We start from the raw sequence: 14916 nt of genomic DNA, 5'->3' as shown, positions 1-14916 counted from the left end.
ATGAATACTGGTGGCGAAACTGCTGATCAAATTGTGAAGATGTCTTTAGAAGGTATAGAAGTTGCAGCCAATATTGCACTTAAAGCTGGTGGCAGTGCTACTCGTTCTCTTGCAGCAATGCTCTATGCTATTATAACCGACCAAAAGAAGGTCAAAGGTAGAACAAGACTTGATTCACTTTTAAAAAGCGGTAAAGAATTAAAAGTCTTCGCTATTAGAAATCAAGATTTAAAACTATTCTGTGAAGAAGCAAAAAGATACGGTGTCCTCTACTCTGTCCTGAAGGAAAAAAACAATACTGATGGTATTTGTGACATCATGGTAAGAGCAGAAGATGCAGCAAAAATTTCCAGAATTGTCGATAAATTTGAACTTGCGACAATTGATACGAAAGCTATTCGTGAATCTATAATTGCTGAACGAGAAAACAAATTAAAAGATTTTCCCGTCATGAATGACAAGGAACATGATGAACTTGTTAAAGCTCTCATGGATTCAACACTTCAAAATAATAAGGAAAAACTGGACGTCAAGATAAACCCGACAGAAGCTCGAACAGAGAAAAAGAGCGACAGAGTGTTCGAGCCTACTTCAAAAAATGTAAAGAACAAAGAGGATACTAAACCTTCAGTTCATAAAAAACTTGAACAATACAAAAAAGAAATTGCCCAGGAACAAAAACAAAAGGAGCAGTCTCTTTCAAAATCAGGTAAACAAGCTCATAAAAAAATCAACAGAAAGAAAACTAAGGTAAGATAATGATGAATAATGTATACGATGCACTTAATCAACAGACTCAATCAAAAAAGAATAATTCTGTACCTGCTCATAAACCACGTATGAGCAAACAGGAATATGCAAAATATATGAAAGATAAAAGAACAAGTCTTTTCCAGATAGCTAATGAAGAAACAATGAAAGTTGTGAGTTCACCTCAATCATTTCTACGCTTTTTAGATATGCAGGCAAAGATGGATTATACAGTCACAAACACCCTTCTTATCATGGCTCAGTATCCTGAAGCAACTTTATTAAAGGATTTTTCTCATTGGCAAGAATCAAAAGCATCAATAGTAAAAGGCTCTAAAGGAATTGAGATACTTGAACCTTCAGGCGAATACACAAGAAGAGATGGCAGTATTGGTATTAGCTACAACCCTAAAACTGTTTTTGATGTCAGTCAGATATTAAATGGTGAACGTTTTCTTGAACATCCACCACAATATACTTCAAACGAACTAGTCAGTGCTATAATCTACAAAACGGATATTAAACCAGAAGTGGTTGCTCAAGATTCAAAACTGCCTTCAGATGTCTTCTTTGACGAACAAAGTCAAACAGTTTTTGTTAAAGAAGGTCAACAACCTTTTAACATGATTAATGGACTATTAAGAGAATATGCATATGTAGAATGCTATCAACAAGGTCAGTCAAGAAGTGATGCCTATTTTGTTGCTGAAAGTGCTGCTTATCTGCTTTCTAAAAAATATCATCTAGAAAACTATGATATTTCATTCTCTCAAGGTTGTATGAATCACTTCAATGATATGGATCAGTTCACAACAAAAAAAGAATTGGAATCTATTAAAAGTATAAGCAGTCAAATCAACGAAAGAATTGAACATGGTCTCTATGCCTTACAACAAGCAAGACAAGATAAAAAAGTTGAAAGAAACACTTATACAAGGTAATAAAGTTTCATGAAAGAACAAAATTACTCTCTTGTTGTAACTGACATAGAAAAAAGACTTGTCATTCAGGGACTGACACTTTTAAAAAATAGACAGATTTCTGAAAACAAAAAATATGACTTTATTGATGATTTAATTATCAAAGCTTGTGATGCTCCTGCTATCCAGTCAAGAAAGAAACATTTCTATGAAGAAAGATAGTCAAAAAGAAGAACTCATATTAATTGCAGTTCTCATTGTTCCTGTTATATGGGCAGCACTGCTTGTTGCTCCTTATATTCAAAATGGACTTTTCAGCAGTATAGAAAAAATAACTCAGGCTTTAAATCATCCATTTTCAATTACTCCATGTAAAGATACACCTCGCACTATTGGCGTGTTCTTACTCATATACCTGATGTGTGTAGCAATCTATTTTTCTACTTTAAGAAACTATCGCAGGCAGGAAGAATATGGTTCTGCCAGATGGGGCAATGCAAAACAGGTCAACAAAAAATATGCAGATTCTTATTACTTTGATAACAAGATTTTATCTCAAAATGTTCGTATAGATCTTGATGGCAAAAAGCATCGTAGAAATTTAAATACGATTGTTATTGGTGGCAGTGGTGCCGGTAAAACACGATTTTATGGAAAACCTAATATCATGCAATGCAATACCTCTTTTGTAATTTTAGATCCTAAGGGAGAAATTTTAAGAGATACAGGATATCTTCTAGAAAAGGAAAGTTATGTTATCAAAATTGTTGATCTGATAAACATGGACAAGTCACACTGCTATAATCCATTTGAATATATCTATGATGACAAGGATGTGTTAAAGCTCATTACCAATCTTATTCGTAATACAACTCCTAAAGGAAGTCAGACAATGGATCCCTTTTGGGAAAAATCTGAAACAGCATTACTGGAAGCATTATGTCTTTTTCTTCTTCATGAAGCTCCAAAGGAAGAACAAAACTTTACTATGGTCATGGAAATGATTGCAGCAGCAGAGGTAAGAGAAGATGATGAGGATTATGTCAGTCCTCTTGATCGTCTGTTTAATGATCTAGAAAGACAGGAACCAATGAGTCTAGCAGTTAAACAATACAATATCTACAAACAAGCAGCAGGAAAAACCGCTAAATCTATATTGATTTCCGTCGGTGTTCGTCTTGCTGCTTTTAATTTAGACAGTATTTCCAGCATGACATCTACCGATGAACTTGAACTAGAAAAAGTTGGAGAAAGAAAAACAGCAATCTTTGCTGTCATCCCCGATAATGACTCAACTTTTAACTTTTTAGTAGGAATGCTCTACACCCAGCTTTTTCAAACACTCTACTATCAGGCAGATATTGTTCATAATGGCGAATTACCGATACCCGTTCATTTTCTAATGGATGAATTTGCCAATGTTGCTTTACCTGATGAATTTGACAAGCTTCTTTCAACAATGCGTTCAAGACAGATATTTGTATCTATCATTATTCAAAATCTTGCTCAAATCAAAGCACTCTATAAAGATGCATGGGAATCCATAGTAGGAAACTGTGATGAACTCTACTATCTTGGTGGTAATGAACAAAGTACACATAAATTTATGAGTGAATATCTTGGTAAAGAAACTCTTGATACAAACACATATGGCAAATCAAGTGGTAAAAGTGGAAGCTATTCAACGAATTATCAGCAGGCAGGACGTGAATTACTGACTGCTGATGAAGTACGTCTATTAGATAATGATTATGCATTACTTTTTATCCGTGGTGAAAGACCTATTTTTGATAAGAAATATGATATTTTAAAGCATCCAAATGTAAGATTTACAAAAGATGGAATAGCTAAAGCTTATCAGCATGGTCAAATACATCACAACATAGAAAACTGGCAGGATATTGAACTTTCTGATTATGAGTATGAACTCTATTCAGAAGAAGATTTACAGGAATATTTTGCCTTACAAGATAAAGAAAAGGAAGAAAATGAAAATGAATAAATGGAATAAAAAACTAAAAATAAAATTTATGCTCTACTCTCTCATGGTCGTGTTAATGAGCCTATCCGTTAATACATGCTATGGAGCAAATGATCCTATTGTAGTTGTCAACAACCTCAGCAACTTTATTTTTTCACTTATTAGAGCAATAGGAATGATTTTATTAGGATTTGGTGTTGTGCAAGTTGGTTTATCATTAAAATCACATGATCCTTCTCAACGTGCCAATGTGCGCCTAGTAGGTGCATTAAGTAAGTAGTTTTAGGTACTACCTTGCAAGACAACGCAAGAGTCAACCTACCTTACTGTGTCGGTGAAAATACGGCGGGACAAGCGCATGGTAGGAAAGCGATAAGTCGATGTATGGCTAACATCGCGACTGAATGAAGTTTACTTCTACAATTCGCAATGACAAGTAGATATGAGGATTAGAGTGTATTTCTCGAACATGAGGTCCCAGTTGCTTTTCGTCTGGAGCCTGAGGAAATAGTCATGATACCTCAGTCATGGAAAACATATTGTACCGTTCGCGCAATATGGGTTGTCAATTATTCTATGAAACAGGCATGAGAACATGTCATAACGGACTGAAAATGAATCCGACAATCTACACTTACCTAACTTAATGTATAAACTAGGGATTACCTAAACAAGACTCATTCGTCTTGCATGGTAACAGAGCCATCATAGTAGTCAGAGAACCTTGAATTGACAAGGAAAGCCGTAAAATCGGATGCAGAAAAAACTGCTTACAAGGCGAAGGGTGGCAGCTAATTATTATCCAAAATGTAAATTTGAAAGGGAGGAGAAACCTCAATGAAACCAACATTGGAAATTTTGGAGCGTATTCAAAAGAATTCGACAGAACACAAAGATGGAGTATATACTCGTCTTTACAGATATCTACTTAGAGAAGATATCTATTATGTAGCCTATCAAAGACTATATTCTAACAAAGGTGCAACAACCAAAGGTATTGATGAAGATACTGCTGATGGATTTGGTAAAGTATATGTAGACCAATTGATTAACGATTTAACCAATGGAACTTACAAACCAAAACCATCACGTCGTGTGTACATCAAAAAAGCAAATGGAAAAATGCGCCCTTTAAGTATTCCTTCATTTAGGGATAAATTACTACAAGAAGTGATAAGAATGTTTTTAGAAGCAATATACGAGCCTACTTTCTCGGATTTTTCGCACGGGTTTAGACCAAATAGAAGCTGTCATACGGCTTTAAAACAAGCAAAAATATATTTTACAGGTTCTAAATGGTTTATTGAAGGAGATATAAAAGGATGTTTTGACAACATTGACCATAATATCCTTATCAATATCCTAGAAAGAAAAATCAAAGACAGTAAATTCATTAATCTTATTCGCTCTTTTCTAAAAGCCGGATATGTTGATGATTTCAAATACAATGAAACATATTCAGGTTGTGGCCAAGGTGGTATTATCTCACCTATTCTTGCAAATATCTATCTTAATGAATTAGACAATAAAATCATGGAGATAAAGCAAAGATTTGATAAACCACATCAAGAAAAGATGACTAAAGAATATAGTCATATGAAAAGCAAACGAGATTACCAAAAAACAAAACTTAAAACTGCAAAAGAAGAAGATAGACCTGAAATATTAGCACTTATTGAAAAGTATACAAAAGAATTATATAAAATCCCTCGTACACCTGATGATGACAAGAATATTTATTTTGTTCGTTATGCAGATGACTTTATTATTGGGGTCAAAGGTAGTAAGAAAGACTGTGAAGAAATCAAACTAGAACTTCATAAATTTCTTAAAGAGGAATTAAAACTGACTTTAAGTGAAGAAAAGACCCTCATCACACATAGTAGTAACAAAGCATTATTCCTAGGTTACAACATATCAGTTAGAAGAAACCAAAGTATTAAACCTGTGAATCAAAACGGTAAAAAGTATAAACAAAGAACTCTTAATAATCATGTTGAATTAACTATCCCATTTGATAGAATTGAAAGATTCATGTTTGATAGAGGAATTGTAACACAGACAAAAGCAAATACTTTTAAACCAATTCATAGAAAAGGATGGTTATATCTTCCTGACTATATCATTGTAGAAAGATATGATGCAGAACTTAGAGGAATACTAAATTATTATAATCTAGCAGTAGATTATAACTATCTAGGATATTTCAGATATCTAATGGAATATAGTTGTCTTGCGACATTGGCAGGAAAACACAATTCAACAACGAGTAAAATCGTTAAACAATATAGAAATGGAAAATATTGGAGTGTTCCATATTTAACACAAAATGGTATTGAAAAAACTAAAATGTTAGCAAGATTAAAAGGCTGTAAAAATGGAACATGCAATGACAGTATTGTGAAACATCAATATATAAAAGCATCCAATGCATCTATTAGAGATAGACTACAAACCGGAAAATGTGAACTATGCGGAAAAGAAACATCTGAACCGTTAGAAGTTCATATCGTCTCAAAACTTAAAACTCTTGAAGATGATAAACCATGGAAAATCATCATGAAATCTAAGAGAAGAAAAACTCTTGTGGTTTGTCCGGAGTGCCACAAGCAAATTCATGTCGAATAAATATGTTAAATAATTAGTGGAGAGCCGTATACATCGAGAGGTGTACGTACGGTTCGGTGGCAGGGCATTCTTAACGGAATGCCCTAGCCTATGGATTTTTGACACTTGCTGGTGGAATCATCATTACATTTGCAAAGGAAATATTAAACCTCATTGTAGGTGGATAAATCAAGAAAGGAGTGATTCATTTTGGACGGAATCATTGACAATCTTCAAAATGCAATTAACACTTGGAATGAGAAGCTAGCTGAAATCTGGCTACTTCTCACTCAATCACCTCAATCCTTTAAAGGAGGTGGTATCTGGAAAGTCATTACAAAAATACATGGTGCATTACTTGCTATAGGACTGGCCTTACTCGTGTTATTCTTTGTTTATGGAGTTGCTAAATCATGTGCTAATCTTACAGAAATTAAAAGACCAGAGGCAGCTTTAAAATACTTCATCAGATTTGCGATAGCCAGAGGATTAGTTGTATACGGTATGAATTTAATGCTTTCGGTATTTGAAATTATACAAGGAATAACCCAGACAATTATGAAAACTGCAGGCATAGGAACAGCAACAAAAACAGTATTACCCAAAGTCATTATAGAAGCAGTGAATGATTGTGGATTTTTGGAAAGCATACCTTTATGGGCAGTTACACTTTTAGGTGGTATCTTCATAACAATACTGTCATTTGTTATGATATTAACTGTCTATGGTCGATTCTTTAAGCTCTATATGTACACAGCTATCTCCCCTATTCCATTAAGCTGTGCTGCAGGAGAATCTACTCAAAACATTTCAGTTACCTTTATGAAATCCTATGCTGGTGTCTGTCTTGAAGGAGCTATCATTGTATTAGCCTGTATTATTTTTTCATCTTTTGCTGCTTCTCCTCCAGTATTTGATACAGAAGCAAGTGCTATCAACATGTTATGGACATATACCGGTGAACTTGTATTTAATATGCTAGTTCTTGTTGGTACTGTCAAAATGAGTGACAGAATTGTAAAAGAAATGATGGGCTTATAATTCTATAAATCATATTGGATACTTTTAATATATAAAGGAAGTGAAATAAAAAATGCAAATTAAAGTCAATAAAGAAGTGAGAGATTACACTGAAAGTATCTTTCTAGGTTTAACAGCAAGACAATTTATATTTTCAGCAGTAGCTTGTATTGTAGCTGTAGGAACATACTTTTTATGTGCTGATACATTAGGTACTGAAACAACCAGCTGGATATGTATGCTTGGAGCTGCTCCCTTTGCAGCACTAGGATTTATAACATTTCAACATATGAACGCCGAACAGATTGCAATAACTGCGTGGCGTTCTTTTTTACTGTCAAAAAGACATCTGATAGATAAACCATATAATCTCTATCATGAGATATTTCAGGATTATTTTGAACAACAAAAAAAGGAGGCGTTAGGAAAACATGATAAAAAGCGTTTCAAGATTAAGAAAACTTAATAAAGAAAAAGTAAAGGTTCCCCATTCTGTTCAGGATACCATACCTGTTGATACCATCTATAAGGATGGTATTTTTCGTATGGGAAATAAGTATTCTAAAAGTTATCGTTTTGTAGATATCAACTTTGCGATTGCTTCAAAGGAAGAAAGAACGAATTTATTATTAAAGTATGGTGATTTGTTAAACAGTTTTGATTCATCAATGATGATAAAAATAACGATCAACAATCGAAAAATAGATTTAAAACAATTTAAAAAGGATATTCTTATACCTTTAAAGGGGAATCATTATGATAAGTACATTCAGGAATACAATGATATGCTACTGGATAAATTAAAGGAATCAGATGACATAGTTCAGGAAAAATATCTAACAATTACAGTATTTAAAAATAATATTGAAGAAGCTCGTTCCTACTTTTCAAGATTGAGTACTGAAATCAATGCGCATTTTAGTTCTCTTGGTTCTGGATGTGTTGAATTAGATGCCAATGAACGATTGCAAATTCTTCACGACTTCTATCGTGGAGATAAAGAAGAGATGATATTTAATATCAATGATTCAGCAAAAAAAGGACATTCTTTTAAGGATGCAATTTGTCCTCATTCTCCTCAATATGAACATAACTATTTTAAGTTTGATGAAAGATTTGGACGTGTACTGTATTTAAAAGAATATCCTCGCTATTTAGATGTCAATTTTGTCTCAAAACTATGTGACTTAAATAAGAATCTTATGTATTCGTTCGACCTTGTCACAGTACCAACCGATGAAGCAGTTAAAGAAATTGAAAAAAAGCTTCTGCAAGTCAATACGAATATAACAAAATGGCAGCAAAAACAAAATGAAAATAACAACTTTTCAGCTGTAATTCCTTATGATATGGAACAGCAACGTGAAGAATGTCGAGAATTCCTTGAAGATTTAACAATTCGTGACCAGAGAATGATTTTGGGCAGTATGACGATAGTCCATCTGGCTGATGATAAAAAAGAACTTGATAATGATACAGAAATATTAAAATCAATCGCAAGAGCATCAACTTGTGAACTAGAAATTTTATACTTTTCGGAAAGACAGCTGTTAGGACTGAATATGACATTACCTATAGGAGTAAAACCTTTAAATATTGAAAGAACACTGTTAACGGAAAGTACTGCTGCCTTTATGCCATTTAGAGCACAAGAAATTAGAGATGTTGGTGGTATATGGTATGGTCAAAGTGCAATTACAAACAACCCAATTCTATGTAATAAAGAACTGCTACAAAACCCAAATGCCTTTGTACTAGGTGTACCAGGAAGCGGTAAGTCTTTTATTACAAAAGAAGAAATTGAATTTATTATTATGAGAACAGATGATGATATATTGATTTGTGACCCTGAAGGTGAGTATGATCCTATCATCAAAGAATTTGGTGGTGAGGTTATTAACATTGCTGCTGGAAGTAAAGATCATATCAATGCAATGGATATGGAGGAAGGATATGGTGATAGTGGTAATCCAGTAGGTGATAAGTCTCAATTTATCATGTCACTATTTGAACAGTTAGATATGAATCATAGCCGTATCACACCAATTGATAGAAGTATCATAGACAGATGTGTTTCTCTCGTTTATTCAGAAAGCTTTCATAATCATACTACCCCTACTCTTAAAACATTGCGTTTAAAGCTGTTAGACCAACCCGAACCAGAAGCACGTTCTTTAGCATTAAAGCTTGAACTTTTTACTGATGGTTCATTAGATGCTTTCGCCTATGAAACAAATGTAGATGTCTCAAACAGAATTATATCCTACAATATCTTTAACCTGGGAAAACAGTTAAAAACAATGGGATTACTTGTTATTACTGATGCCATGATCAATCGTGTAAATTCTAACTGGAAAAAAGGAAAAAGAACTCATGTATTTATTGATGAAATACATGTCATCTTTGAAAATGAAGAAAGTGCAACATTCTTCAGTTCAGCCTGGAGACAGTTCAGAAAACGTGATGCCTACCCTACTGGAATTACACAAAACGTTAAATATCTCTTGTCCAGTCAGCAGGGAACATCAATGCTGTCAAATAGTGAATTTATCGTGATGTTGAACCAGTCTCCAAATGACAGAGAAGATTTAGCTGAACTGTTAAAAATAAGCGAAGAACAGATGAGCTATATTACCAATGCTCCTTCGGGATGTGGATTGATTAAATATGGTGCTTCACTTGTTCCATTTGTTAATAAAATGCCAAAATATATGGAACTCTATAAACTTAATAGTACAAAACCTTCAGATAGAAAAGAAATGCTATTTCAACAGACTTAAATAAAAATGGACAATCTTTGTGTTGTCCATTTATTTTGACTTATTACAGATAATTTGACTAGTCCTTTATTTCAAGTGTTCATAACTAATTCTTGAAACAACTTATTGAGTAACAAGCTAATAATAAGCCCTTATGTAAAATCATGTTGTTAATATATGCGAGAATTAGAATTATATTCATTAAACACTTCTTATATTAAGTTATTAATCACTTTTTCTGATATGTTATGTAACTGATACGTTTTCCTTTATATTTGTATCTAAATTCATCTAATCTTCATTTATGTTCAAACTATATTTTTTCAAATATTTTAAATGTTGTCTATCTTCCATGACTGACACTCTTTTATTTTACTACGATTGAATAAGATTACTGAAGATTTTCGCTTTTATTGACATCATGAAAAATATCCTTACCAGATAGCACAAAATCTATTGCTGCTGCGTTAAGTGATAATCCTAAAATAAATGCATGAACAAAATACTGTATTTTAATCTCAAAAGTAATGCTGTTATATGCTTCATATAAATCTTCAAGTAAGGTATTAATTTCATCTTCTTTTAATGATTGATCAATACAGCATTTTCTTATCTGTTCACTGATTTTTTCAGCTTTATCATTAGCTTTTACAATAGTTTCATTACTAAACTCCAGATTATTTGTTACTGTTTCATGAATGCAGTTCAGGTAAAATTCTTTTAACAGTTCTTCTATCTTGTTTTTCTTTTCCATATATAAACCTCCCTTTTTCTTGATTATATGTAAAAGTTGTAAGTAATTACCAATGTACAAAATTTCATTTTATACATTTGAAAGGACGTGATAAATATGCTATATCAAATTATTTCGAAAGGATTACATGATTAAACACATGCAAGATTTAAAAGAAAAAAACGCTGTAAAAAATATCAAAGAAAAGAAACCCGATGAACACTTTAGTCATTTCATCAAAAATCAAACCATTCATCAAAAGATGGATAATATGAAAGAAAAAAATGAAGAAAAAGAAAATTTAGGATTTAATAACAAATATGCAATTAATAAAGTACAAGAAACGGAAAAAAAAGTTGCCTTAGAAACAATCTATCGTTCTAAAAAATTTGTGAAAAATCAAAGAAAAAAGAAAAACAGGAATCAGACTGTTTCAGCTATTTCTTCTCAAACATTAAAAATGAGAGACAAAGATGATCAATTATCTTTGAACACAAAAGAGTCAGATAAATTGAGTTTAAAAAATAATACTTTATATCAGAAATCTAGGACAAACTCAAAAAATAATGTTATCAATAAGAGAACAGACTTATCTTATCAAAATAATATGAAGTCACTTTTCATGAAAAAACATAGGAAGAAATCATTTGAAAATGCAACTTCAAAATCCTCTTCTAAAATTGCTAATAAATTTGTTGAAGTATTTAAGAAACCACTTGTTGTACTATCAAAAGGAGTCAATACTATATCATCATTATGGGCATACGGGAGCGGTCTTATTCTTCTTGTCGTTTTATCACTTTTTATTGGTATATTTGGAGTTTTATCAAATGATGGAGGCATTAACGAAGAGATATCTCCATTAAGTTCTGAAGTATTAGCTTATGAAGAAATCATTATAGAATACGCAAATCAATATGGTATTGGTGAATATGTAGCAATACTAGAAGCAATTATGATGCAAGAAAGTGGCGGTAAAGGTAGTGATCCTATGCAATCAAGTGAATGCGGATTTAATAAAAAATATCCTAATAAACCAAATGCCATTACTGATGCCAAATACTCAATTGAAGTCGGTGTTCAAGACTTTGCAGACTGCTTAAAAGAAGCAAAAACTGAAAATCCAGGTGATACTGAAAAACTGTATCTCGCTTTACAGGGATATAACTATGGTAAGGCTTATATCAAATGGGCTATTGAATATTTTGGCGGATATTCTAAAGCAAATGCCAAAGTCTATTCAGATAACAAAAAAGCTGAATTGAATGTAAAAGTCTATGGTGATCCCTATTATGTAGAACATGTAATAAGGTATGTAAGTTTTAGTTTCAGAAGTAGCTCTACTCCAAATTTCAGCAACTATGATGCATGGGTAAACAAAAACCCTTATGCCCAAGCAAAATTATATGGACAATGTACTTGGTTTGCCTGGGGACGTTTCTATGAATTATATGGGTATTCACCCGGCTTTATTGGTGATGGTTATAAATGTGTAGATCAGCTATTAAAATCTCATTCTGACAAATTTGAACGTTCATACAGTCCAAAAGCAGGAGCTGTATTTTCCAGTATTGGTAAAAATCATGTTGGTATTGTTATTGCTGTAAAAGATGGAACAATAGTTATTCAGGAAGGAAATCTAGATGGAAAAACAAATACATTTAAAGACGCACAGAAAGACTGGCATACAAAAGAACTAACACTTTCAGAACTATCAAATAGAAATCAAGGTGTCGTATTTGCAAATCCCAAATAAAATAATTAAATTATTGTACTTGTCTCTCTTATTTACGCATCATGTCGATGAAGTAATAACTATATCTTAATGAAAATAGCAATATAAAACCTGCTCAAAAGCAGGTTTTATTTGCTTGTTTATTTTCTATTTATTGATTCTACTCTATTGCCATTTAATATCTTTTTTATATTCCTTTTTTCCTATTTATTCTCCATATAATTTTTTTAATAATAAATAAAATCATTGAATCAATTTAACTATTTAATAACTTATGTAATATTTATCATATAACAATTTCTATATATATTCATTTTAAATGGAAAATTAACGAATATATGATAAAAATGATTTATTGTATGAAACATAAATTATTCATTCAATTAACCATATTATGTTTATAAAGAGGTACTATATGAAAAATCTAGAAGAAGAAAACGAACTACTAAAATCCATAATAGAAGATCTAATTGAAATATTACATGATGTAACACAACCCAATTATAAACAATTTTACTATAATTTTATTGTATTAAAGTATGATATTTTCCCTACATTCAAATCACATATTGCTATAGCATGTGATTCAAAGAAGAAAAGAATGTATAACAGTATTTGTGATTCAAATATTGATCAGGTAATTATGGAAGAAAAAGATTTTATCAAAAATGAAATAATGTACATTTTAAAAAATAGTAATAATTATAATTTATCTGATCAATTAAATGAAGAGGTTAATGATTTGATACTTGAATTTACCGAAATATGCAGACAATTTTCAAAACTTAAAAAAAAGTAATATCAAAATTGATAGTTTAATATTTAGATATGATATTTTCCTTAATATAATATTTTTATTTCTATAAAATCCTATTATTACTTCAAAATGAAATATTTATTATTATTATTGCATATTGATTTAGCACTAATAATTATGCTTGGGAACAGCGTAAGTTAGAAGATGTTGTTGATTTTCTTGACACAATGAGAAAACCATTAGAGGGTGTCAAGCGAATTTCTGGACCATATCCGTATTATGGTGCGTCTGGAATCGTGGATTATGTAGATGGATATTTATTTGATGAAGAACTTGTTTTATTAAGCGAAGATGGAGCTAATATTACAGATAGAAATTATCCAGTTTGCTTCTTGGCATCAGGAAAATACTGGGTTAACAACCATGCTCATGTGTTAAGAACTAAAGATGGAAATGAAAACAATTTCATTTGTAATTCTCTTGAACGAAAAGATTATAAACAATATAACTCTGGAATGGCTATGCCAAAATTAAACCAAGAAGTATGTAGAGGTATTCCGATAAGTTGTCCAAGTTTTGATGAACAAAAGAAAATAGGGGACTATTTTAGAAATCTTGACAACCTTATCACCCTTCATCAGCAATAGTTTAGTCTTTTAATTTAGATTAGACAATGATCTCATAATTAAATCAACATCTTTATTCTCTAATTCTTGAATAATATGTAAATAAGTCTTTTGAGTTGTAGTCATACTTGCATGTCCTAATCTTCTGGCAACACTAGCTATAGTGACTCCAGAAAATAATAATAATGATGCATGAGTATGCCTTAAACCATGAATAGAAATAACTGGTATACTACATCTTTTACAATGTCTCTCTAATATATCATTTACTGTTGAATTATAAACTTTATTTTTAACAAAGATTGGTTCTTCAATTGGTAAATTTTTTATAAGTTCAGAAAATTGACTAACAGTTTTCCAATCAATTTGAACTTTTCTCATTGATGTTTTATTTTTAGTATTAGTAAAACCTCCACCATGTTTATAATCCCATGTTTTATTAATATTTAACAATTGATGTGAAAAATCAAAATCTTTCGGTGTAATTGCTAAAGCCTCAGAAAATCTTATTCCTGTTTTTGCAACTAGCAAAATAAACCAATCCCATGATATTTCACTTCCTAACTCTAAATCATTGATTAGTATATGAAGTTGAAATTGATTTAAATATTTTATTTTCTTTGTCCTAGGCTTTTTTCCTTTTATTATCGCTTTCCTTGTAGGATCTCTATCAATCAACCCTTCATCAACAGCATCTAATATTGCTCCTTTTAATTGATGATGAAAGTCCATTGTAGTTTGCCTTTCATGTGTTTTAGCATATTCATTTAATAATTTTTGATATTCAGTTCTGTCTAATTTTTTTATTTTTAAATCTGGTATAATATTTTCAACCCATTTTAGACTCATATAATACTTATATAGAGTAACATCTCTAACAGCTCCTTTTTTGTAAACATCTATCCATTCCCTATAATACTCTTTAAAAGTTTTATCATTTTCTTTGTCATTCATATATTTCTCCTTCTTTTTTTGATAAAGGGTGATAAGTCTATTAAGTTTAACAAAAGCACAATTCAATTAATTTT

Annotated in this window: 13 protein-coding genes and 2 pseudogenes; 13 read left to right on the top strand and 2 right to left on the bottom strand. The window is 31.6% G+C overall.

Features of this window, described 5'->3' with window-relative positions:
- From OC535_RS03835 to OC535_RS03790, 10 genes and pseudogenes are all read left to right on the top strand, one after another.
- Complete coding sequence (locus tag OC535_RS03835) at window positions 1-759, top strand: PcfB family protein (RefSeq protein WP_498823212.1); 759 nt, start codon at window positions 1-3, stop codon at window positions 757-759.
- A 2-nt stretch (window positions 760-761) separates the two neighbouring features.
- Window positions 762-1691 (top strand): hypothetical protein, encoded by a 930-nt coding sequence (locus tag OC535_RS03830; protein WP_498823211.1) that lies wholly within the window; start codon window positions 762-764, stop codon window positions 1689-1691.
- Between the two features lie 9 nt (window positions 1692-1700).
- On the top strand, window positions 1701-1892 hold the full coding sequence (locus tag OC535_RS03825) for a hypothetical protein (RefSeq protein ID WP_498823210.1): 192 nt from the start codon (window positions 1701-1703) through the stop codon (window positions 1890-1892).
- Window positions 1879-3672 carry a VirD4-like conjugal transfer protein, CD1115 family gene (locus tag OC535_RS03820; RefSeq protein WP_498823209.1) on the top strand — a complete coding sequence of 598 codons (1794 nt, stop codon included), beginning with the start codon at window positions 1879-1881 and terminating at the stop codon, window positions 3670-3672. The genes OC535_RS03825 and OC535_RS03820 overlap by 14 nt, the downstream gene beginning before the upstream one ends.
- A 28-nt stretch (window positions 3673-3700) precedes the next feature.
- Window positions 3701-3931, top strand: a complete 231-nt coding sequence (locus OC535_RS03815; protein ID WP_498823378.1) for a hypothetical protein — start codon at window positions 3701-3703, stop codon at window positions 3929-3931.
- Window positions 3932-4488: 557 nt separating this feature from the next.
- The gene (locus tag OC535_RS03810; protein ID WP_498823208.1) at window positions 4489-6279 is read left to right on the top strand and encodes a reverse transcriptase domain-containing protein; all 1791 of its coding nucleotides are present in this window, start codon (window positions 4489-4491) and stop codon (window positions 6277-6279) included.
- Between the two features lie 86 nt (window positions 6280-6365).
- Window positions 6366-6446 (top strand): annotated as a pseudogene (locus OC535_RS03805) (glutamyl-tRNA amidotransferase); the annotation flags it as partial.
- Between the two features lie 22 nt (window positions 6447-6468).
- Window positions 6469-7299 carry a VirB6/TrbL-like conjugal transfer protein, CD1112 family gene (locus tag OC535_RS03800; protein WP_498823207.1) on the top strand — a complete coding sequence of 277 codons (831 nt, stop codon included), beginning with the start codon at window positions 6469-6471 and terminating at the stop codon, window positions 7297-7299.
- Window positions 7300-7351: 52 nt separating this feature from the next.
- Window positions 7352-7744 carry a PrgI family protein gene (locus OC535_RS03795; protein WP_498823206.1) on the top strand — a complete coding sequence of 131 codons (393 nt, stop codon included), beginning with the start codon at window positions 7352-7354 and terminating at the stop codon, window positions 7742-7744.
- Complete coding sequence (locus tag OC535_RS03790; protein ID WP_498823205.1) at window positions 7710-10058, top strand: VirB4-like conjugal transfer ATPase, CD1110 family; 2349 nt, start codon at window positions 7710-7712, stop codon at window positions 10056-10058. Before OC535_RS03795 ends, OC535_RS03790 begins: the two co-directional genes overlap by 35 nt.
- Window positions 10059-10428: 370 nt before the next feature.
- Here the strand turns inward: OC535_RS03790 and OC535_RS03785 are convergent, their stop codons facing one another.
- Complete coding sequence (locus OC535_RS03785) at window positions 10429-10791, bottom strand: hypothetical protein (protein WP_498823204.1); 363 nt, start codon at window positions 10789-10791, stop codon at window positions 10429-10431.
- A gap of 139 nt (window positions 10792-10930) precedes the next feature.
- Here OC535_RS03785 and OC535_RS03780 point away from each other — a divergent pair, with 139 nt between their 5' ends.
- The 3 genes and pseudogenes from OC535_RS03780 to OC535_RS03770 all read left to right on the top strand — a co-directional run.
- On the top strand, window positions 10931-12526 hold the full coding sequence (locus OC535_RS03780; RefSeq protein WP_498823203.1) for a lysozyme family protein: 1596 nt from the start codon (window positions 10931-10933) through the stop codon (window positions 12524-12526).
- A 394-nt stretch (window positions 12527-12920) separates the two neighbouring features.
- Window positions 12921-13304, top strand: coding sequence for a hypothetical protein (locus OC535_RS03775; protein WP_498823202.1), 384 nt, complete (start codon window positions 12921-12923; stop codon window positions 13302-13304).
- 152 nt (window positions 13305-13456) lie between these two features.
- A pseudogene (locus OC535_RS03770) lies at window positions 13457-13909 on the top strand (restriction endonuclease subunit S); the annotation flags it as partial.
- A gap of 9 nt (window positions 13910-13918) precedes the next feature.
- On the opposite strand, the gene OC535_RS03765 reads toward OC535_RS03770, so the two are convergent.
- On the bottom strand, window positions 13919-14842 hold the full coding sequence (locus OC535_RS03765) for a site-specific integrase (RefSeq protein WP_498823201.1): 924 nt from the start codon (window positions 14840-14842) through the stop codon (window positions 13919-13921).
- Between the last annotated feature and the right edge of the window lie 74 nt (window positions 14843-14916).

This window comes from Clostridium sp. Marseille-Q5894, assembly GCF_946902305.1.
GTDB lineage: Bacteria > Bacillota_I > Bacilli_A > Erysipelotrichales > Coprobacillaceae > Thomasclavelia.
This window is presented reverse-complemented; position numbering and strand designations above follow the sequence as displayed.